A 19,516-nucleotide genomic window follows, 5' to 3' on the forward strand; every position below is an offset into this window, starting at 1 on the left:
ATCAGTTATCGAAGCCAGGGGCGTTTTCGTACTGGGGCTCAGGCTCAGGCTCAGCCTGCGGCCCCTTGCCCTTCACCTTTTCGGGGTCGACGCCGACCTCTGCCAGCAGCTCGGCGCTGTAGGCCGGTTGCGGGAAGCGATCAGACGGCAGCAGCAGCGGATCGAAGCGATCCTTGTTGGTGACCGACAGATGACTGATGTAGTTGAAGTCGTCCGACGGGGCGCGACGGATGTAGCACTCGGCGGCGTAGACCTGGTTCTCGTCCTGGAAGCGCTTCGCCAGGGCCACGTAGTTGTGGCCGCGCGGCGAGTTCATCATCTTCTTGGACATCTCGATGGACATCACCGGGATCATTTCCAGGACACCCTGACCGGCTTCGGCAGCCTGCAGCATTTTGGTCAGGCGGGTGTTCTTCTTCATGCCCTCGACCACCTGGGCACCGTTCTCGGCGCGGCGAACTTTCTCGCCGCCTTCTTCGACTTCGGCAGTGCCCTGCTTGATGGTGGTGAAGTCCAGCACCTGGCCGCTTTCGCTCAGCAGTCGAACGATCGGGCGGGCACGGGAGCGATCGGCAGCGCACTTGTCGGCCAGGGCCGCAACGGCACCCGGGAACTGCTCGGCGGTCAGGGTCAGCGGCTTGCCGAGACGATCCAGGGCACCCCAGTTGGTTTCCTTGCCCTTGCCGTCGGCACTGGTGCCGGCGCGATACATCGCATTACCGATGGAGAGCTCTTCGCGGCTGTTGCCGAAGAATTCGGACCAGCGAGCGATACCGGTGGTCGGGGCGCCTTCCTTCTCCGGCTCACGAAGCCAGACGGTGCTGAGCAGCATCATGCCGCCGACCGGGACGTGGTGGTTGGATTTCGAATTGGCGAACGAGGCCAGAGTGTTGCGCTTGTCGTTCTCGGCCGCGTCACCGGAAGTGGTGAGAATTACGGAGTATTGCTTGCCCTCCAGATCGACGCCGATGACGGTATCGATCTCCTTGCTGCCCTCGGAGGCAACGTACTCCTGAACTTGCAGCATCAGGCTGTTGACGGGCTTCGACTTGTCTTGAGATTTGCGCTTGAACATGGACGTGCTCCTGAGGGTATTAGCTGGCATTAGCGCCATCAAAAACCACATTAGACACGGCATAGAAAAAGCGCAAGTATCTTTTACTATCGAGTATGCGTTATAAAACTCAAGGCCAGCTAAGAACCCTTCCTACAGCATTAGTCGATTGATGCTCGGGCTTGGGATAACCCAGGCTTTTCAGGACTTGACCAATGGCCTGATCGGTCATGCTGATCGGGTGATTCCAGAGGCCCACAGGGAGAGACTCAAAGGTTCTGTGCCTCACGACCATTTCCGTTACCACGGCAGCTACCTCACGAACATTTTCGTTGGCACCCTCAATGTCGATCATTGGCCAGTCAGATTCCGCAGGAAGCAGATCCGGGTCATCGGATAGCGTCATTGCTTCCAACTCAACCAGTGCATCAGGCACAGCAATCTCCTGGCTCGCTTGACCCAGTAGCTCCCGTGTTCTTTGCCAGTCGAGCGCACTCCCCTTCACCAACTTCATTGCTGCTCCTCCTTCTCGCTCGCTGCAGGGCTCGTTGCCTTCAGCGAATCGGTCATCTTGCCCTTCAGATCTGATAGCGCGCCCCGAAGCGAGTTGGCCGAAAAGTTTTTAGGGACCGGGCTCTCGGGGTATGCGTTCTGTGGATCTTCCGGATTCGCGTTCTTAACCGCAGTGTTTGCGGCTAGGCGCGCCTCCGGTAGCGTTCCCGCCCAATCAGGATCGCTACCGTTTTGTTGCATCTGCTTGACCTCTTGCATCACTGCCGCGCTCACCGCGGTGCGAGCGATCATGTTCTGCGTCGCAGTATCCGGTGCGTGATCATCCATGCTGAACGAGATATTCGAAGGATGCACGAGCGGCTCTGGCTGCTTGTCAGTGCGGCCCGCCGAGTCAGCGTGATCGAGAATCAGGTCAGGGGGAGCGATGTCCGGCAGAAGCGATTCATTGAATTCCGCAGGGGATGGCTTTTGTTGGCGAACCGCCTGATCGAGCAGGCTGAGCGCATCGCCTGCAGGTCGGGACGCTGCAGGTTGCGCTGCGGCGGTTGTCGCCGGTTTTACCGCCGGTGTAGTTGTTGACGCGGCCTTCTTCGCCGGTTCAGGAACAGCCAGACCAGGTACAGATTTGCGCTCTTCCTTGAAGATCTGCTCCGCTGCTTTCTGCATCGCACTGAAGATCTCTCCTCCTCTCGCCTTGCTGCTTTCCATCGCGCTTTGGCACCAGAGGTGGAATTCATCGCCAAGGTCTATTACGGCCTCCTCGGTGGTAGGGGCATAAGACCGCACAGCCTCCTGGATCTTGTCCAGATGCTTTCGCATAGCGATAAGCCGCTCGGCGTCTTCAACAATCCCACTCACTCCCACTGGGGTGCGCATCCGAACGAAGCTGTTCACCTGGCTTTGGGCGTTTTGTTGGATGTCGGGATAGAACATCTTCGCCTTGGTCCAGAGCTTCCCGCCGAAGTAGATATGGGCCATACCAGGGTCTTGACTAGCCAGCTGGTCAATACGCGCGCGATCGACTTCTTGGACCTGCAACGCATCCACAGACTGGTAGCCAGTATGCATATCCGCACGTCCGCCACTCGGGCGGTCACCCCATGTACCTGCCACCGAGACAAGCTTCTTGCCGCAGGTGTCTACCAGGAGTTTCACGGTGTTGGGATCAAACGTTTTCAAGAAAATTTTCGTACTGGTGTTCGCGTTGACTCGATCAGCCTCCACTTCAGAGCCCTTTTTGAAAGACGCCCAGTCCTGGCCGCTGAAGCAAGCGAACACGCCCATGGAGCGAATCTGGGCTACCACGTCCCCGAAGCCTTCCACGCAGTAGCTGCCATATTCGTCCAGGAACAGTCCGTAGGGGACTCGTTTGCCGATCGGCCGGCCATCGATGAGGATCTTCTTGAGACCGGTCAGCTGGCCACCGCCGATGATGGGAAGCATGGCGTTACGCATGCTGGTAACCACCATCCGGCCGAGCTGTTTCAGCGATTCTGGCGACTTTTCCAACGCAGGCAGCATGATGTAGACGGTACGACGCTGGTTGATAACGTCGATCCAATCGATCTCGGAGATGTCGGTGCCGGTGATGTACCCGTAGGTTCCGGAGAGCAGCGACAGCACCCGGGTGAACTGCATTTGCAGGAAGCCCAGCTGCTCCGACATGCGGCCCATGCACTGCTCTTTCGCCTGAGGCTGAGTCGCCTTCTGCCAAGCCGAGTAACCAGGCAGGTCGTTGAGGAACAGCTGCGCCTCGTCACGGACACGCTGGGAATAGATCGTGTTCTGCGGGAGCTCAAGCAGTTTCTGCAGTGTCATCCGCCGGCGCAGGTCGTCGGCGACGATTGTTTCACCGCGCAAATCGCGATCTTCACAGGCAGCCCGGATAATCACGTTGAAGAGGGCTTCGGCGCGCCCCCTCCACATGTCGTCGTTACCGCCGCCAGAACCACCGCCCATCATCGAGCTGGTCATTTCAGACAGGCTATCTGCCGAGGCGATCTCGAAAATGTTCGTTGTGTTCGAGCGCTTGGTGTTCGCTCCACCAGATGTCAGGTAGTTGATCACCAGCAGTTGACGCTCAAGGCCAAAGTGGCGCGCGAGTGTATAGAGCATGAACCAGGTGGTGATGTCAGCCTTACCGTCGCAGAAGATCCCGCCGCTGCCCTGGGCCATCAGCTGCGCGATCATGCCGAGAATGGCCTGAGTCTTACCGGAACCTGTAGTTCCGATAAGCAGAATGTGGCGAACCAGCAGATCCATGGATGTCCAGATCTGCGCGCCACCGTTATCCATATCGGAGCCGAGATAGAGGATGCCGTCCCCCATCATCTCGGTAGGATCCTTGAGGAAAAGCAGGCTGCCGACGACTGGAATCGTCTTCAGCATGTTCACCTTTCTAACGACCCCCAAGGCGTCTTTCACCAACGGCGCCTGCTGAACCTTGAACAGCTTCTTGTGCAGCGGTGAAGCCTTGCAGACGTAGGACGGCGTACAGAGAGGCCATTGGTGAGGCTGCTTCGTCGCCACAAACGCGCCGTAGGCAGCCGCGCCTACGCCTGCAGTGACCTCGAATAATCCAGGCGCGGCCAGCGAGATGAGGCCGGCGCCCATCATTAGGGGCGGAGCGTATTCCTGGATGGCATAGTTCATCCGCTCCGCGGCAGTGAGGTTCTCGCGAATATAGCGGTTGTAGTCGAGCTCTTTGGCCGTTTCGCTGTAGCGATTGTTCGGCTTGCGTGCAATAGCCATTGTTCGTCCTTACAGCCAAGGATCAAAGGATGCCCAGATGTCGTCGCTTTCGACCCACGGGCGCTCGTAGGGATCAGTCTTGAGAGCTTCTTCCAACCAGTCTGCGGCCCACTTTCCGCCCGCATCCTTCTCCGGCTTCATGGTCCCCTTCGAGGCATTGAAAATCTCAACCTCATGACGGAACTGCCCCATGATTCCGGAGCCGGCCACGAAGCTCGTGCGTCGCCCGCAAGAACTGACGGCATCAAAGAAGGCGACATCCTGATAGCGAAGGAAAGCGAGTGGACCGTAGTCGACGATCATGACCCGACCCATCATTCGGATAAGGCCAATGATCACGGTCTTCTCATAAAGATGACCCTTGGTTGCGGCCTGAGAGGCGGCTTTGCGATCCTGGGCGGGGAGCTGGCTGATGAGAGCTTTCCAAACGCGGCCGTACTTACCCTTCTCCAAAGCTTCGACCGTCGTGAACTCTTGGCCCAGGGTTTGATTGAAAATAGCCGCGGCCTTCTCTTTGTCGAAGCGTTTGATTTTCTTCTGCTCATCAAGCTCGAACAGCTGGTAGATCTCGGCCATGCGCCAAGGCGTGAGCGGCGCCTGAAGTGCAATCTTCCCGTTGAACAGGTCGAGCTTGCTCGCATCAATGATGTCGTTCATCCACTCGCGCCCGGGTATGCGCTTCAGGGTTTGCACGATCGCCGGAATCCCCTTGATCACACGAAACATCTCGGGATCTTCCATGCGAGAGTGCTTGAAACAGCGGAACCCGAGGTAAATGAAGAGAGGGCCCGCAATAGCTGTCGTCAGCCGATGCACATAGTCGCCATAGCGCTTCGCTTCTGTGTAACCCAGCGATTTCAGTTGCTCCGGCGAGAGGCTTTCCAGGTAGGCCGGGATCTTGGCAATGATCTGCGGGTCGCGCTTCATTATCGGCATCAGCTGCTGGCCAAGGTCAGTTGCAGCGAGCCACGCCCAACCGTGACTGACTGGAACTATGAGCGCTTGCCAGACTGAAAGAATGCGATCCGAGAAGTGGAAGATGAGGAACAATACAGCCGCCAGGGTGATCATGATCGAGATCGCGCCGGCGTCATCGCTGCCACTATTGCCGTTCATAGGGTGGTCTCTCGGTGGGCGCTTATGGGTTCAGAGTGCTGTCGAGCTCGGACTGAGAGTCGAGCAGCTGCTGCATGTTGGCGGCCATGCCAATGCAGAGGTTTACCGCCTCCTCCACGCGCTTAAAGAAGGCTTCCAGTGGCCAGGTGCGCAGACGCTCAGCTTCAGAGCGGAATTTCGCGGGATCTGAGCTCAGCGACGCGAAAAGTTTCGTTGCTGCGGTTATCTCGGAGTCCCAAAGGATGGGGTAGTAGTCAGAGCACACGCGGATCAGCGTTTTGATCGCGGGAGTGTGATTCTGCACCCGTAAACGAGCAGCCTGCTCGCCGACCACCTTGGCCAGGTGATTGGTCATCTCGCGGCACAACGCCACTGTCTGGTGACCAAGAGACGCTTTTTCGCGCATCGCAAGCATGATGCCGGTTGTTGCTGCCACCGCATTGTTCAGTCGCTCAGATTGATCTTCGCCTTGGGTGAACGGTTCGGCGTTCAAGGCATCCATCAACTGTAAGCCGCCGGCGACTGCATGTTCGGCCAGGGCTGCCATATCCGCGGCCGAAAGGTCACTTCCATGCCGCCAGTGCATCGCTACGAGCCCCACGATCTCCCGGGCTACCAGGTAGCGGTTCGTTGGCGTGAGCGGCGCTTCGACATTCAGGTTTTTCAGTATCCGGTCCGCGAGATCGAGTGTCCTGAACAGCAGCTTGGATTGCGCCTTGACGATTTCCTCACCGGATACGTCCTCGCCCAGGCCGGGCCTGATCAACGAAGCCAGCATCAGCGGCTCGACCAGCTTCAAGCTGGCCACACACTTCTGCAGGTTTGCTTCGCTCAGCTGTTCATTTGCCTGACCGGCATAGTCATCGCGCTGGAGCATATGCTGCCTCCGGTGCCACTTCGCGATCGACTTGCGGTGACTTCAACCAGGTATCACTCATCAGAGGCATAGCCCAGTGAGCTGCAGCTTCGGGCTCGATCATCTGCCCTACTTCGGCTTTGGCTACCTCGGGGCAGCAAGCCATGACAACCTCGCGTGCATCTGCTCGCCACTGGCCGCCATCAATCATTTTGCTCTTGGCGTAACGCAGAGCGAGCAACACGAGCGGGGCGGGCGCAAGTTGCTGCGCCGCACCGTCGCCCTGGACAACCGTGAGCCCCTGATCCACCCGCTTGAAACCGTCGGAGATCGCATTCGATTCCACCAGCAGATTGCAGATGCTGTTGACCAGGTACGCCAGCAGTGCGGGATTACCCGATCGCGTGCGCATATCGAGAGCCCATGGCTGACCTGCGCTGGTCATCATGCACAGGTCTGCGAACGACGAATATTTTCGATCCATCATGCTGGACTCCCTAGACGTTGTTTCATGACAGAAACCCAGTATTTGCGGCGCTCAAGCTCATGTGCCTCGGCCGCGTTCGCCGGATTGAGGTCTTGCATTCGACGATGAATGAGTCGTACGCCCCCAATGAGGTCGCCGCGCTTGGCGTACTCCTCGTTGTTCATGGAGGCGAGTATCTCGGCCATATCGCTCAACTCAGACGAGCCAAAGACTCGCTCAGCAGTTGCGATGCAGTTGGTCAGGTACTCTTCGAAGTTGTATGCCCACTGTATGAAGTGGGGCTTTGCGTTAGCTCCATGAGCAGTCACCCAGTCATAGAAACGGGTGGCCTGATTCAGGAAGGCCTGTGGCGGCATCGGTTTGGATCGATCTGTCGAGATCCCGGCGTATCCAAGTTCATAGACGCCCGCGAGGCCTATGTGATGTGAGCGGTGGCACCATGCACATAGGGTGATGATGTTGGCCGGATCGTTGTTGGTATGGTCATCGTCTTTGTGATGACCTTCCTGGAAGCGATCAGCCTGCCAAGCGCACTCCTGACAGGTGGAGTGATCCCTGGAAATGGCTTTGCTCCGGGCGTCGAGATACACCTTGTCGTTGTGAATCTCTTCTTCACGCCAGTTGCCTCGTTTTACGCCCAAGAGCAAAGCCATCGCCATCGCTCCTCACACGCCCGGGAGCAGGGTCGCGCCACCCATGCCGAGGAAGGACGGCAGGAAGTAAGCGCCCACGCCGGCGACACCGTAACCGAAGGTTTTGCCGGGCTTTGCTTCAGGATCGTTCCCTTTCTGCACCTTGGACCAGTTGTCCCAGGCCTTGTAGGCAAAGAAGATGCCCGCGATCTGCGACGCGTTCAGCAGTAGCAGGGGCAGGCCCGAAATGTTCTGGTTGAGGTTGTTGATGCTGTCACCAGCCTGGATGCCAGTGTTAGCGCCGATGGGGTTCGAGCTGGCCGCGGCCATGGCGCTCATCATCATCGAGCCGGCGGCGATCTGGGTTTTCCAGTACAGGTTGACGGACATGTCTTTCAACTTTTTCATGGTGAAGCTCCTGGGGTGGTTAGGACATCAAGCCCATCATCAGCTCAGCGTCATAAACGAGCCGGCCAAAGTCGGGGATCATCGGAATGGTGTTGTGGACCATGCTGAAAAAGGTGCGAGAGTGGTAAGCAACGACTCCTGCAAAGAAGTGGGAGGCAACGCTTCCCATGTTTTCTTGCTGGCCAGCTCCTCGCCCCGAGACAACTCGCGAATAGATGAGTACCGACTTCAGGGCGTAGTAGACCCCGAAGATCAGAACGAGAGATTCGAAGAGCCGCCCCAAGTCAGCAGCCATGCGCGCGGCGCTGGCGGACGACCCAGAGCTTCCACCACCGATAGCCCCACCGTTCAGCACATCGTCCATCCCTGCCATGGCATACAGAGGCATCAACGCAAGGCAGACGGCACCAAGTAGGGCCGCGTAGCGGTTCACGATCGCTTGCTTAACGGAATTCATGGCCATTTACTTTCACTCCAGTGGAGGTGACGCTATCGACGCGCAGACCTGCAATGCGCTGCCCGGGACTCAGTTCGTATACGCTGCCAGCGATGATCGCGTGCGCATGCCAGGCATTGCCGACCATGAAGGAACCCAGCCATTGAACTTCGGGCTTGCTGCCCACGGTCGCTTTGGGTTGAGCCGGCTGGGCCGCAGGACGAGAAGAAACGACCCGCGCCTGCTGAGTGCGGACAGGCTCCTTCCGAGGTGCGGCGGCGGACTTTTGCGCTTGGGCAGTTTGAGTGGGCTTGACACTTTCTTCTGCCTTGAGTGCACGAGATTTCCAGTCGTCACGCTCTTTCTCAAGCGAAGCGACCTTGGCCTTCAGTTCGTCTACGACTGGTTGCAGATCCTGCGGAGCCGCAATAACCGGAGCCGGTTCGGCTGCAGGGGTAACTGGCGGCTCGACCGCTTCAACAGGTGCTACAGCCGTTTGCTGCTGAGCCACCGGTTGCTGTTGGACAGGATCGATCGCAGGCTGCGCGACTTCAGGAGTTGAGGGCGCGCCGAACGGATCTTCAGCCCCACCAAACGGGTCGACAGCCGGAGCAGCCGCATCGCCCGCGGGCGCCTGCTCGTCAAACGGCAGTGCCGAATTTTGATCCAGGTGCGAAATATTCTGGTCGCCTTGCTGCATCTGCTGGATGGCAGCTTCGTAGGGAGCAACAGGTTGGCTGATTGCGGCCTGGGACGCCTCCATCTCCGCTGCTTTCTGTTTCTTGTGGTAGTTCCACCCGGCCACCACCGCGAGGAGAACAACCAAAACGATCTTCGCCTTATGCTTCTGGAAGAACGAGTCAGACTTCTCCTTCTCTGCTGCGACAGCAGCAGTCGCGCCGCCTAGTGCTGCGTCTGTATTCGATCCGTGCGAGAGAGGATCAGCATCGGCGATGCTCAGGCTTTCGCCGATGCCATCAATGTCACGAACAGGCTCCAGGGCCGGCGCAACCAATGGTTGGCTCTGGTCGACCGGTGAGGCAGGGAACTCAACCAGGTCCATGTCGAGCACATCATTTTGAGGCGCTGGCTCACTCGGGACTGTTGCCGCGGCGCTTACCTGCGGCTCGAACTGCTCAACTGGTGGAGGCGTAAGGCCGGCCAGGAGCTCATCAACGTTGAGGGCTTCAGCGGAAGGAGGAAGAACGAAATCGTCCATGCCACCCGGCGCGGAAGTTCCAGCATCATCGGATTTCTCGCGACGGGTGCTGACCGGCAGATCATCGAAGAAGTTGTCGTTACCGCTCATTTTAAATGTCCTCAGCGAGCATCAGACCGATCAGCTGCATCGGTGGGATTTTGGCCTGCGGCTTGATCTCGCCAGCGATGGCCTGGGCCTCTTTCATGAGCGGCTCAGTCGCCTTGCCCGCGGCATAAATAGCGAGGTCAGCACCGCTCAACTTTTCTTGGGTGGAGGTTGTGCCTCCATTGGTAACTACGGTAGTGCCGCCGCGACCAAGGCCTTCTGCGTAGGCAGCCGGGAAGGCAACCAGGAATTGAGAACCGAGCCGCTGGATGTACCGACCGTTGTACTCAGCCTTCAGGTTCGGCATTTCGTCGGGACCAACGGCAACCATCTTGATAGGCAGCGACTCTTTATCGAGTCGGATGGCGAAGCATTCGAGGTTGATGTATTCGCGGGTAGGCCAGGTGAAATTGCACAGCGCTGTGCGCCCGGCGAACGGACCTTGCTCGATGATGGCTTGCACAGTGCCTGGGCGATCGGTGTCTGCCCCGGTCTTCAGGGTCGCCGTCCAGACAGTACCCATCGGGTAGCCAAGACGGGTTTCGGAGCTGCCGCCGGCAGCAGTTGCAGCCTGACCGGCACCGGTCAGCGATTTGCTCAGACCATCAAGATCAAGAGTGACAGGCGTCGACTCAATCTTGCCCGGGCCATCCACCCGCGCTGAAAGCGCGTCGAGCTGAATGGCGACCGCCTTCTCAATCTCCTCAGCTTCTTTCTGTGCGCGCTGCGCCTGCTGGTTGTTCGCCTGATTGTTTGCAGTCGAGCTCACTTCCGGAGCAACTGGCGGCGGAGGTGCCCGGTCAACTTTCGGTGGTTCCGGCGGTGCCAGTGGCGCGAGCGGCGGCACGTAAGTGCCACTGGTTTTCTCAGCCTCTGCCAGGGCGGCTTCCTCGACCTTCGACTCCAAGCCCTGCACCCGTACGTCATTCGAGCCGCGCCCCTCCGCCGGCGCCGGCGGAGTGATAGCGATCGCCGTGTTGGTATCAGTGACCGGCACTACCGCGTTCTTGCGATACGCCCAGGTGCCAACGGCCAACAGGATGGCCGCACCGATCACCAGGGCGGGCCTGTTCTGACCGAGTGCAGAGGCCACCCCACCCCAAGAGCGCTTGCTGCGCACACCCTCCTCGACTGGAGCCTGAGCCCGGTCGAGGTCTTCCAGGGATTGGCTTTCCCCAAGCTGGCCGATGGTTGGCTCTGCTTTATCCACCATGAAAGACACCTCAAAAAAGATAGCCAGAAATATATCAGCGCAATTCCTTTAGCACAAGAATCGCACCCTTCCTGCCTTGTTGTTGACGCCTTTTCAGTCATCAGGTAGCCTCCGGTCCAACAGGCTCGGTTGGCTTATACTATTATTTTATTGTCATACTATACAAAGTATATTTGGTTTACCATTGTATTGTCATAGTATGATAGTCTCGAAAGCATCACATCAATCGTTTTCACAGGCGGTTCGAGAATCATCGAAGACCGGTTATGCGTTGCTCGTGATTGACTCGCATAGATATGCAAAGCCGCGCTTAGTCGGTTTTGCTTTGTCGGGTGCTGCGACGCGCCTGGATGCGTCCGGCGCCTGGCAGACCTTGCTGGGAGGGCTGTTTCTCGGTGTGAGTAAGCGAGGGAATGCTTGAAAAAGCGCCGATGTGCGCGGAATAAACAATCAATGCATAACAATGCGAATTAAGGAGAACCTATGCCAATCCCTGCGCTGGGTGTCGTTATCCTGGATGACAACCGGTATCCCGCGACCTCGGCTGGGTACGCAGTAACCGCCGAAGGGGGGCGCCGCATCAATCGGCTTTCTGATCTCGCCTCAGGTGTCGTTTGGTACACCAGCGTGGGTTACAAAGAGTTCAAGAACGGCCAGCTTTACAAGCAGTCGAATCTGCGCGGCGACCAGCTGCTCCGGTGCAGCATGTCCAGCATCATTCACGAGATTGGGCTGCAGTACGCCCCTATCCCGGACCAGGCAACGGCGGTGTTCCAGATCTTTCAGGAGATTGCGCGCTACCTCGAAGGCAATCTCGGCTGGAACGGAAAGGTCTTTGGTCGCCTTGACTGGTATCTGAACAACTTCCTGGGTGTGGCGAGTCGCCAGCCTGCGGGCTCTCCCTTGATTCTTGCTGCGCGTAACGCGCACGAGTACATGACGCCTGCGATGGTCCAGTCGAACCCAGATGCAACTTCTCGAACCTACATTGCGCCTCGCATCCCCTATCTCCAGGCTTTGATGGAGTTGCCTGTACCTCATCTGCGTGCAGACTGGACGTTCCATCCCCTCTCTGGCCAGGCGGATAGCAATCGGCTGATGGCTGAAGGAGGGCTCGGCTCGCTCTTTGAGGTGAGCATCAGCGACCTCGATCCGGATTTAGCTGTGGTCGCACCATTTGCGGCCAGGCAGTCCGCAGACTCTGATCCGCGAGTTTGGTGCGCTCTGCCTGAGGCGATGTTCTACGCGGACCGGTCCAACTTGGTAGTCCGCGGTGTATGGCGGCCAAGTCGCGTAGAGAGTCTGGGTGACCAGCTCTCCGGGCCCTCGACGGGCGGGGTACGTCTCGTACCTGATCGTGACTACTCATACTCCGCCGCGCTGGTTGCTGAGGCCCTTCTTTATGCGCTTCTGGGCACGACTTCTGGCGACAAGCCGGCCACTGGCCGGGAGCCGGTAGCTGCATTTGTGGCTGCTTACGATCGGCTGATGATGATTCGTCATGCGCAGAAGGTTTACGACGCTGGGTACACGCCCATGTCGAGCGCATGCGGTGGCCGCCTGGTGGTTTCTCTGCCAGCAATGGCGATCGCTGACTTGGACAGCTTGTGTCAGGAGATGGGGCTTGAGCCCCCGATGACTGGTTCCTGACTCGTCATGCGAGGTTGGTTTCGTCATTCGAGGTGGGAATTGGTGCGTGCGGCTCGGCGCCTGAAAGGCTGCACAGCCAGGATCTACAGCGGTCGCTGCGCTTTTATTGGCGTAAGGACGCATAGATATGCGGGCGGTGCAGGTTTCGTCATGCGAGGTTGGATTCGCTTTTGTGGGCGTTCCGGCGCTTTTGGTCCGATTCTTTGGCGTAACAAATCCCTACCTGTACCAGATTGGCTTTGGCTTTCATTACCAAGCAAAACAAAAAATAGATTTGCATAGTTATGCGAATCGAAGATTAAAACGGCATTCGCGGACTTAGTTTAGGAGCGCAATTATGGCTGTTGCTTCGGAAATCGCCCCTGCAGCGGGGCTTGAACGAGCGATGAGGGAGTGGATTTCGGCTACCTCGCTGCAGGCCAACTTTCTGTCGAAGGTGAAAGGCATGCGAGATCATCAGCTGCTCCTGCGTTTCAATGCGCTCACCAATGAGCCGGCAGATGTGGCGCTCGCCAAGACGGAGCAGATCGTCCAGGAGGTGGAGGGATGACCCTTTTCTACTCGCTGAATGAGCTCTTCGGGAAGTTCAGCTCTTCTCGCCTTCCGATTATCTCTGTGGTAGATCCCCGTACGATCCAGCTGCAGGCGGGGCTGGGGTATATGAGCGGGCTGAGGATGTCGGGCGCTTACCGTATGTTCGGCAATGCTGAGCGCGGAGCGGCATTGAAGTCGCTCTTCACTCTGCTATCAAGCCAGCTTCAGCAGCCGGGCTGTCAGATTCAGTGGGTGACCGAGGTTAACCCGGACCAGGCGAAACAAGATCTCCACCTCTTAACCGATGTTTCGCGCGAAACATGGCGCCGTTTGAACGTGGACATGGCCACGGTAGAGGCTCTGATCACCTCTCGTGAGGACATGCTCGCCAAGAAGGCGGTAAGGGAAAACAACATCGCGACGGTTACCACGTCCATGCAATCACTGGGTGACCCCAAGCAGGTTGCGCTGGACGCCCAGGGTGCTCAACGCCTGCTTGGCGGCCTCCCGCGAAGCCTGAGTGCGTACACGCAGATCCTGGGCAGCAAGATGCAGACGCTATACCAGCGTCATCACAGCAACACGGACGCCTTTGCAAAGGCCATGCGATCCCAGGATGTGACCCAGATCTGCGAGCCGATCGAAAGCGAGGCTTTGATTCGAGAGATCAGGCGCCTGTACCTTCCGGACGCCACGCCTGCCAATTGGGTTCCTGCGGTCCAAGGTGATCGCCGCTATTTCAACGTCAACAGTGCTGCCGACGACCATACCCGCCTCCCCCACATCCGGGATCAAATACTTCCCGAGCCTCTAACCGTTTACGACGATGGCGTCGTGCGGATCGGTAACCGCGGCGGTCGCTTCTTCGCGGTCGCCTACATGTATGTCCATCCGCTCACCTGGCTCGACTCGGACCTGCTGGTTAACACGATGCCGCGTGATTTCCACTGGTGGACATCGATGTGCTTCCTTTCAGGTGCGGAAAAGTGGCGCAACTACGTCAACACCCATAAGGGCGTCGCGCAGTCCGTGAAGATCCTGTCGAGCCGTAACGCGGACATCTCCAGTCACGCAGAGGCTCTTCTGGAGATTGCCAAGACTGAGAACCTTTGCGGCTTCCGGATGCAAGTGTGCACTGAGGCAAAGACCCAGGAGCAGGCCCGCCACCAGATATACACCCTGATAAGCCAGCTGCAGGCCTGGGGCGGCAGCCAGTGGCGGCAGGACGCAGATGATCCTGACGAGTTGCTCAAGCACGCTGTTCCTGGTTGTGATCGAGCAACAACCTATGCGGCTACGACATTCGCTGTTCCCGTCAAGGACGCAATGATCGCCCTGCCCTTCTCTCGGCCAGGTTCGATCTGGCAGCGGCACATGCAGGGCGCGCTGTTGATGCTCACAGAAGCGAAGCGCCTGTACCCGTTCAAACATCAGGCTGCAGGGATCCAAAAATTCGTGTCTGACGTGCTTATCGCCCCCATGGGTGGCGGTAAGTCTGTGCTCCTCCAGGCCATCAGGGCCGCCTACATTGAGGCATACGCATCAGACAACCTATTGCCGCGGATGGTTACGCTCGACATCGGTCCTTCCTCCAGCGGCGTGATCCTTCTCTTGGAGTCGATCCTGCCGAAAGAGCATCTATGGCAGGTCAGCTATCGTCGGATCACCGAGTCGCCCGACTGCTGCATGAACCCATTCGATACTCAGCTTTGCGTATGGCATCCCACCACGGTGGAGCGGATGTTCCTGACGAACTTTCTCACGCAGCTGTTCACGTCGGCCGGTAAAGATGCTCCTCCGGAGGGTGTTACGACCATCGTGCCGATGCTGATCGAGAACGCCTACAAGCTGTATCTGTCCGATACCAGCTCGCGACTGAAGGTGTACACGCCAGGCCTCTCAGGCTATGAAGAGATCGATGAAATCGTCACGCGCGAGCGTTGGAACGACGCAGGCGATCTGAGCTGGAAAGCTTTGACGATGAAGCTTTTCCGTCAGCGCAAGATGATTCTCGCAGAGCTTGCGCAATGGCGTGCCATGCCTTCGATACCAGACCTCGCTGACGTGCTGGCCTCCAGCCAGGAGATTAACGACTTTTATGGTTCGCAGCAGGTGCCAGGCTTGGGTATCTCCCTGGTTCAGTACCTGAAAAGCGTTCTGCAGAGTTGGACGCGGCAGCAGATTTTCAGCGGCCCAACCACTTTCAAGACGAACGCCCGGGTATTGGCGTTGAACCTGGAAGACGTGGTTAAAGGGGGTGGGGTTTCCGGCGAGCAGCAGGGTGCGCTGATCATGCTGCTTGCACGGCATGCGACCACGCGTAAGTGGTGGATCAACAACGATGTCCTCGACGAGTTGGTATGCGATCCGGATGTAAAAGAGTTCCATCGGCGAGTAATGGATCGCGAGAAGAGCATGCCCTCGCGATTGGACGTTGACGAATATCATCGTACCAAGCCCTTTCCAGCCGTCAGGGCGCAATTTGCGCAGGATCGTCGCGAGATCCGTAAGTTCAACATCCATTACGGAATGGCTTCGCAGAGTGATGAGGACTTCGGCCCTGATGATATTGAGCTGGCAAGTTCGATTTTTTTCCTGGGGTCCCCAGGTGAGCAAGGCATCGTTCGCTGCCAGAAGCGCTTCGGCTTACCGCCCTCTGCAGTCGATGCTCTTCGGAGCAAGGTTCGAGGTGCTGACTCTGAAGGCGCTCACATGCTGCTGATCGCCGAAACCTCCAAGGGGCGGCTGATCCAGTATCTGACCTATCCCCTTCCGAGCATGTACCTTTGGGCTTTCTCGTCGACGCCTAATGACGTTTCAGTGCGTCGTAAGGTTTCGCTCGAACTGGGCTATCTCTCTGCGCTGAAGATCCTGGTCAAGCTCTTTCCTGGAGGTTCGATCGAGAAGCGAATTGATGAGCTGAAGCAGGTTCGCCCTGACCTGCCGTTGGACGGGGTTGTGAATCTTCTGGTGCAGGAGATCGTCGAGGCCGCGAAGGCCTGATCCACTCCGAGTGAAAGAGGCCGCCGCAAGGCGGCCTTCTTATTCATGGCTATGCCAATCATCCAATACCGAGGCGTAATCTCTGCTGGAAATGCGGGAATCGGCATAGCAAAAACAAAAAGAGCATAGATAAGCAGAGCAAAACAAGCGCGCAAAAAAAACCGCATCTGTGTAAGACGCGGCTGTGGAAATGGCATGCAATTTATCTGTTTCACATGCGAACCCTATATTACTATTGAGACTACCTTGACACAACAGACTTGGTGACTCCCATGCGAAAGCCCGAAACCGCTTCCCAGCAAAGTGCAGCGCCTGCGCCTCTCTGGGCCCAAACCGATGACGATATCTCCGCCTTGCTGCTGCAGGGCGCCAATGCCGGTGTACAGGACATCCCGGCACCTGCAGAGCAGCTAGAGGTGGTCGACGATGCACCGGTCGCCTCCGCAGCTGAAGAAGCGATTTTTGAGGGCGGTGGCGCCCCGCTTTCGGATGAAGTGGTCGAGCAGGTGTTCGAGGCCGGCGGTGTTGTTGATGAAATGGCGGTGAGCCAGTCAGCTCAAGTCCAGCGCGCAGAGTCTGAAGCGCGAAAGCGTGCAGAGAAGCTCAAAGCTTTGTTGGCAGAGGCGTTCTGGGATGATGCTCAGGCGCTTCTGCTCCGTTCAGAGTCCAAGGGTGGTCTTCGTGCAGTGTTCGCATCTTCTGGTGACGAAATCACCTTCAAGAGCAAGGGCGGACTCCTTCGTTCAAGCGTAGTGACCATGAACATTGCGACCGGCAATCTCTCGTGCAAGATGCGCGGCACCTCGATGAATGAAGTGGCTGCTGCTTTCATTGAGTGCGGCAAGGCTGCCGGTTGGTCCCAGATGTGGTTCAACGGTTCGCCTGAATTCATGCAGATCGTCACAGCGCTGGCGAAAGCAGAAGGCATCCAGGTGGTGAGCAAGAGTGACATCTCGAAACTCAAGAAGCATGCCGAGCCATCGTTGCTCAGCGGGATTACCGACGGCCTTACTTCGTTCTTCCGCCGCGGTGGTGAGACTTCTGCGCCGCGCCAAGAGCCTTCTGTCCAACAACAAGTCCCTGAGCCTGACGATCTCTCTGACGGTCCAGGTCTCTATAACCGGTAGGTGACAACATGCGTGTTTCGATTTGCTCGGTAGTCCTCATCCTGGCCGGCGCTGCAAATGCTGCCGGTACTGGCTCCATGAACGAGGTACAGACAAAGCCGGAGGGGTTCAATGGGCCTGACGGCGTTATGTCAGAATTGCTATCCGATGGCGGCGCCTCCGGTGGCCAGTCGGGATCAGCAGCTGATCAGAAGGTAGAGCGGTTGAAGGCTCAGCTCTCCAAAGAGCTGAACGCCGATCCTGCTGCTGAGAAGCTTGGCTCCTACCTCTGGAAAGAGTGACCCTGAGCATATAGGTGGACGGATCCTCGGGCCTGTTCACCGTTCCGTTCTTAACCTCCCTCCTCCCTCACCTAATCGGGCACTGTGGGTTTCATATAGGTGGACAGATTCTCGGCTGAAGTCCTTCAGGGCATCAGCTTAGGGCTCTCCCTGCCCTAATGCCCTCTATTAAGGCCGAGAATCTGTCCACCTATGCTTCACATCCAGGCGTTTTCAGCTCCGAGAATCTGTCCACATATCATCCGGCTGTAATGCCCGTCCCGTAAGGGCTTTGCTCCAGTTCCGAGGAACTGTCCACCTATTCCGGTAATCGGGCTGCTGAGCTCAGCCATTCCTTCGCTTGCCGAGGATTTGTCCACCTATTGGCTGAATCGTTTGAGCATGCGACTTCTAGAAGAGCATCCTAAGCCATTGCCGCATAAGGGATTGAAGGCTCGCTGGCAGAGGATCTGTCCACCAATCCCTACTTTAAGTTGCCGAGGATTTGTCCACTTATCGGTGAGATTTTGCTCCGCCGAGGATCCGTCCACCTGTAATGCAGCCGGCGAACTTTCCCTCGCCCGAGGATCTGTCCACCTGTTAGGTTCCTGGTAGCCAAGAATGGGGCGTCTGGATGCCGCCGAGAATCTGTCCACCTATAGGAATGGCCTCTGCAGTACGCCTCGTCTGAGGGCCTCTCTGCCTTTGGCGGCGGTATGGATCGCTTCGGTGCTGCGTATGCATCGGTCGTTCAGGCTGCCCGCTCCCTGATTACCCGCTTTTGCTTTTCCGAGGAAACGTCCACCTTTCTTTGTGGCATCTGGTCTTGGGGTGTGGATAAGTGTGTCTTGGCGCGTTGCTGGCCTGTCGCTTTATAAGAAAAGCCTTTAGATATTTTTATTCTTGTTTTTAAAGGGAGGTGAAATGTTCTGAAACCCTTGTGGCACTAGGCTTCTAGCTTGGTCGGAAAGGTCGCTAAGTGGACGTTTCCTCGGAATTGGTGGGCGTCTGCTCGGTTTGATGTGGCCGATTAGTCGGTAAGCGTGGGCATATCCTCGGAACTGGTGGACGTTTCCTCGGCGCTATCCACAGGCTGTGAGGCACGCCTACTTGGCTGCAAGCCCAATAGGTGGACAGATTCTCGGACATCTGGACGGATTGCGTAATTTCCCCTGTATGCTTTGGCTGCACGCGAGGGGGTTTAAGATGACTGATTCAGCTAGGGCCAACAAGAGCCTTCACGATACAGACGATGAGCTGCCAGCGATCGACATGGTGATCGATGGCGTGTCCATCAATCCTCAGGATCTGCTGGGCGACGATCTTGGCGACGACTACCCAAGCACCTGGAATCGCGTGATTGGCCAGTCAAATGCCCTGGTCACATCCTCCTATCACCTATCGCTTTCGGAGATTCGACTTCTTCGTCTCTGCATGTCGGCTATCGACTCTAGGCGCCCTCTGCGGCCGAAGGTGTTTGTGATTCGGGCCTCTGATTACGCGGAGACTTTCAACGTTACCCTCGATGCCGCCTATCTCGCGTTGCGCGACGCGAGCAATACCCTGTTCGATCGTGAGATACGGATCGGTACGAACAAGAGCGGCCGGCGAATCCGGTGGGTCAGTGAGGTCAAGTATCACCAGGGTATGGGTGAGGTAGAAGTTCACTTCACAGACCAGGTAATGCCTCAGCTCACCGCACTTGAGCGCCAGTACACGGCTTATCGTGCTGGCGAGATCGTTAATCTCAACAGCGTGTACAGCGTCAGGATCTATGAGTGGCTCTGCCAGTTTCGCTCCACTGGTTGGATGAAGATCACTGTGCAGGAGTTGCGTGATCGTCTCCAGCTTCAGGAGACCTACAGCCAGTTCAGAGATTTGCGCCGGCGCGTGATTGAGCATGCGGTGGAGGAGATCAATCGCACCGCTGATCTCGACGTGAAGGTCACCTACCAGAAGAAGGGGCGCTCGGTCGAAATGATCTGCTTCACGTTCTCCGTTAAGCCGCAGGTGCAGCAGCCGCTCGATCTGGAGCCTTCGCTTGAGGACATTCATGCAGACTTGCCTCCAGCGCAGGCCGCCGGCGGTGATCGCTGAGGGCCGTTATAGGGTATTTAGGCAAAAAACACACGAAAACCATATAAACGGCTTGCGGTCTGCTGTTGATGGT

At 57.4% G+C, this 19,516-nt stretch carries 17 protein-coding genes; 6 read left to right on the plus strand and 11 right to left on the minus strand.

All coding sequences use genetic code 11. The features are described from left to right. Position 1: 1 nt before the first annotated feature. The 11 genes from IB232_RS22010 to IB232_RS22060 form a co-directional block, all read right to left on the minus strand. Complete coding sequence (locus IB232_RS22010) at positions 2 to 1,075, minus strand: hypothetical protein (RefSeq protein ID WP_192400693.1); 1,074 nt, start codon at positions 1,073 to 1,075, stop codon at positions 2 to 4. A 109-nt stretch (positions 1,076 to 1,184) separates the two neighbouring features. Continuing rightward, the gene (locus IB232_RS22015; RefSeq protein WP_192400694.1) at positions 1,185 to 1,568 is read right to left on the minus strand and encodes a hypothetical protein; all 384 of its coding nucleotides are present in this window, start codon (positions 1,566 to 1,568) and stop codon (positions 1,185 to 1,187) included. Next, on the minus strand, positions 1,565 to 4,318 hold the full coding sequence (locus IB232_RS22020) for a type IV secretory system conjugative DNA transfer family protein (RefSeq protein ID WP_192400695.1): 2,754 nt from the start codon (positions 4,316 to 4,318) through the stop codon (positions 1,565 to 1,567). The genes IB232_RS22015 and IB232_RS22020 overlap by 4 nt, the downstream gene beginning before the upstream one ends. Positions 4,319 to 4,327: 9 nt before the next feature. Beyond that, positions 4,328 to 5,434, minus strand: a complete 1,107-nt coding sequence (locus IB232_RS22025; protein ID WP_192400696.1) for a hypothetical protein — start codon at positions 5,432 to 5,434, stop codon at positions 4,328 to 4,330. Between the two features lie 22 nt (positions 5,435 to 5,456). After that, positions 5,457 to 6,311, minus strand: a complete 855-nt coding sequence (locus IB232_RS22030) for a hypothetical protein (protein ID WP_045665559.1) — start codon at positions 6,309 to 6,311, stop codon at positions 5,457 to 5,459. Beyond that, entirely contained in the window at positions 6,295 to 6,777 is a 483-nt protein-coding gene (locus IB232_RS22035; protein WP_192400697.1) for a hypothetical protein, read from the minus strand. The genes IB232_RS22030 and IB232_RS22035 overlap by 17 nt, the downstream gene beginning before the upstream one ends. Beyond that, entirely contained in the window at positions 6,774 to 7,430 is a 657-nt protein-coding gene (locus tag IB232_RS22040) for an HNH endonuclease (protein ID WP_034023940.1), read from the minus strand. Before IB232_RS22040 ends, IB232_RS22035 begins: the two co-directional genes overlap by 4 nt. A 12-nt stretch (positions 7,431 to 7,442) precedes the next feature. Beyond that, positions 7,443 to 7,817, minus strand: coding sequence for a hypothetical protein (locus IB232_RS22045; protein WP_192400698.1), 375 nt, complete (start codon positions 7,815 to 7,817; stop codon positions 7,443 to 7,445). Between the two features lie 19 nt (positions 7,818 to 7,836). Then, positions 7,837 to 8,280, minus strand: coding sequence for a hypothetical protein (locus tag IB232_RS22050; RefSeq protein ID WP_192400699.1), 444 nt, complete (start codon positions 8,278 to 8,280; stop codon positions 7,837 to 7,839). Further along, positions 8,261 to 9,562 (minus strand): hypothetical protein, encoded by a 1,302-nt coding sequence (locus IB232_RS22055; protein WP_192400700.1) that lies wholly within the window; start codon positions 9,560 to 9,562, stop codon positions 8,261 to 8,263. The genes IB232_RS22050 and IB232_RS22055 overlap by 20 nt, the downstream gene beginning before the upstream one ends. Position 9,563: 1 nt before the next feature. Beyond that, entirely contained in the window at positions 9,564 to 10,772 is a 1,209-nt protein-coding gene (locus IB232_RS22060; RefSeq protein WP_192400701.1) for a hypothetical protein, read from the minus strand. Between the two features lie 483 nt (positions 10,773 to 11,255). Here IB232_RS22060 and IB232_RS22065 point away from each other — a divergent pair, with 483 nt between their 5' ends. From IB232_RS22065 to IB232_RS22090, 6 genes are all read left to right on the plus strand, one after another. Then, positions 11,256 to 12,422: a hypothetical protein gene (locus IB232_RS22065; RefSeq protein ID WP_192400702.1), complete on the plus strand. Its 1,167-nt coding sequence runs from the start codon at positions 11,256 to 11,258 to the stop codon at positions 12,420 to 12,422. Positions 12,423 to 12,759: 337 nt separating this feature from the next. Next, the gene (locus tag IB232_RS22070; protein WP_192400703.1) at positions 12,760 to 12,972 is read left to right on the plus strand and encodes a hypothetical protein; all 213 of its coding nucleotides are present in this window, start codon (positions 12,760 to 12,762) and stop codon (positions 12,970 to 12,972) included. Then, positions 12,969 to 15,959: a hypothetical protein gene (locus IB232_RS22075; protein WP_192400704.1), complete on the plus strand. Its 2,991-nt coding sequence runs from the start codon at positions 12,969 to 12,971 to the stop codon at positions 15,957 to 15,959. Before IB232_RS22070 ends, IB232_RS22075 begins: the two co-directional genes overlap by 4 nt. A 272-nt stretch (positions 15,960 to 16,231) precedes the next feature. After that, positions 16,232 to 17,086 (plus strand): hypothetical protein, encoded by an 855-nt coding sequence (locus IB232_RS22080; protein WP_192400705.1) that lies wholly within the window; start codon positions 16,232 to 16,234, stop codon positions 17,084 to 17,086. An 8-nt stretch (positions 17,087 to 17,094) separates the two neighbouring features. After that, positions 17,095 to 17,367, plus strand: a complete 273-nt coding sequence (locus tag IB232_RS22085) for a hypothetical protein (RefSeq protein WP_153575620.1) — start codon at positions 17,095 to 17,097, stop codon at positions 17,365 to 17,367. 1,185 nt (positions 17,368 to 18,552) lie between these two features. Then, a complete protein-coding gene (locus IB232_RS22090; RefSeq protein WP_192400706.1) occupies positions 18,553 to 19,443 on the plus strand; it encodes a replication initiation protein in 891 nt (296 codons plus the stop codon). The last annotated feature ends 73 nt before the right edge of the window (positions 19,444 to 19,516 follow it).

Origin of the sequence: Pseudomonas sp. PDM15, assembly GCF_014851565.1 — a bacterium.
Classification (GTDB): Bacteria; Pseudomonadota; Gammaproteobacteria; order Pseudomonadales; family Pseudomonadaceae; genus Aquipseudomonas.

Excerpts from the sequence above, each read along its gene's own strand:
- IB232_RS22010 (WP_192400693.1), bottom strand. The coding sequence starts at position 1,075 with ATGTTCAAGCGCAAATCTCAAGACAAGTCGAAGCCCGTCAACAGCCTG.
- IB232_RS22015 (WP_192400694.1), bottom strand. The coding sequence starts at position 1,568 with ATGAAGTTGGTGAAGGGGAGTGCGCTCGACTGGCAAAGAACACGGGAG.
- IB232_RS22020 (WP_192400695.1), bottom strand. The coding sequence starts at position 4,318 with ATGGCTATTGCACGCAAGCCGAACAATCGCTACAGCGAAACGGCCAAA.
- IB232_RS22025 (WP_192400696.1), bottom strand. The coding sequence starts at position 5,434 with ATGAACGGCAATAGTGGCAGCGATGACGCCGGCGCGATCTCGATCATG.
- IB232_RS22030 (WP_045665559.1), bottom strand. The coding sequence starts at position 6,311 with ATGCTCCAGCGCGATGACTATGCCGGTCAGGCAAATGAACAGCTGAGC.
- IB232_RS22035 (WP_192400697.1), bottom strand. The coding sequence starts at position 6,777 with ATGATGGATCGAAAATATTCGTCGTTCGCAGACCTGTGCATGATGACC.
- IB232_RS22040 (WP_034023940.1), bottom strand. The coding sequence starts at position 7,430 with ATGGCTTTGCTCTTGGGCGTAAAACGAGGCAACTGGCGTGAAGAAGAG.
- IB232_RS22045 (WP_192400698.1), bottom strand. The coding sequence starts at position 7,817 with ATGAAAAAGTTGAAAGACATGTCCGTCAACCTGTACTGGAAAACCCAG.
- IB232_RS22050 (WP_192400699.1), bottom strand. The coding sequence starts at position 8,280 with ATGGCCATGAATTCCGTTAAGCAAGCGATCGTGAACCGCTACGCGGCC.
- IB232_RS22055 (WP_192400700.1), bottom strand. The coding sequence starts at position 9,562 with ATGAGCGGTAACGACAACTTCTTCGATGATCTGCCGGTCAGCACCCGT.
- IB232_RS22060 (WP_192400701.1), bottom strand. The coding sequence starts at position 10,772 with ATGGTGGATAAAGCAGAGCCAACCATCGGCCAGCTTGGGGAAAGCCAA.
- IB232_RS22065 (WP_192400702.1), top strand. The coding sequence starts at position 11,256 with ATGCCAATCCCTGCGCTGGGTGTCGTTATCCTGGATGACAACCGGTAT.
- IB232_RS22070 (WP_192400703.1), top strand. The coding sequence starts at position 12,760 with ATGGCTGTTGCTTCGGAAATCGCCCCTGCAGCGGGGCTTGAACGAGCG.
- IB232_RS22075 (WP_192400704.1), top strand. The coding sequence starts at position 12,969 with ATGACCCTTTTCTACTCGCTGAATGAGCTCTTCGGGAAGTTCAGCTCT.
- IB232_RS22080 (WP_192400705.1), top strand. The coding sequence starts at position 16,232 with ATGCGAAAGCCCGAAACCGCTTCCCAGCAAAGTGCAGCGCCTGCGCCT.
- IB232_RS22085 (WP_153575620.1), top strand. The coding sequence starts at position 17,095 with ATGCGTGTTTCGATTTGCTCGGTAGTCCTCATCCTGGCCGGCGCTGCA.
- IB232_RS22090 (WP_192400706.1), top strand. The coding sequence starts at position 18,553 with ATGACTGATTCAGCTAGGGCCAACAAGAGCCTTCACGATACAGACGAT.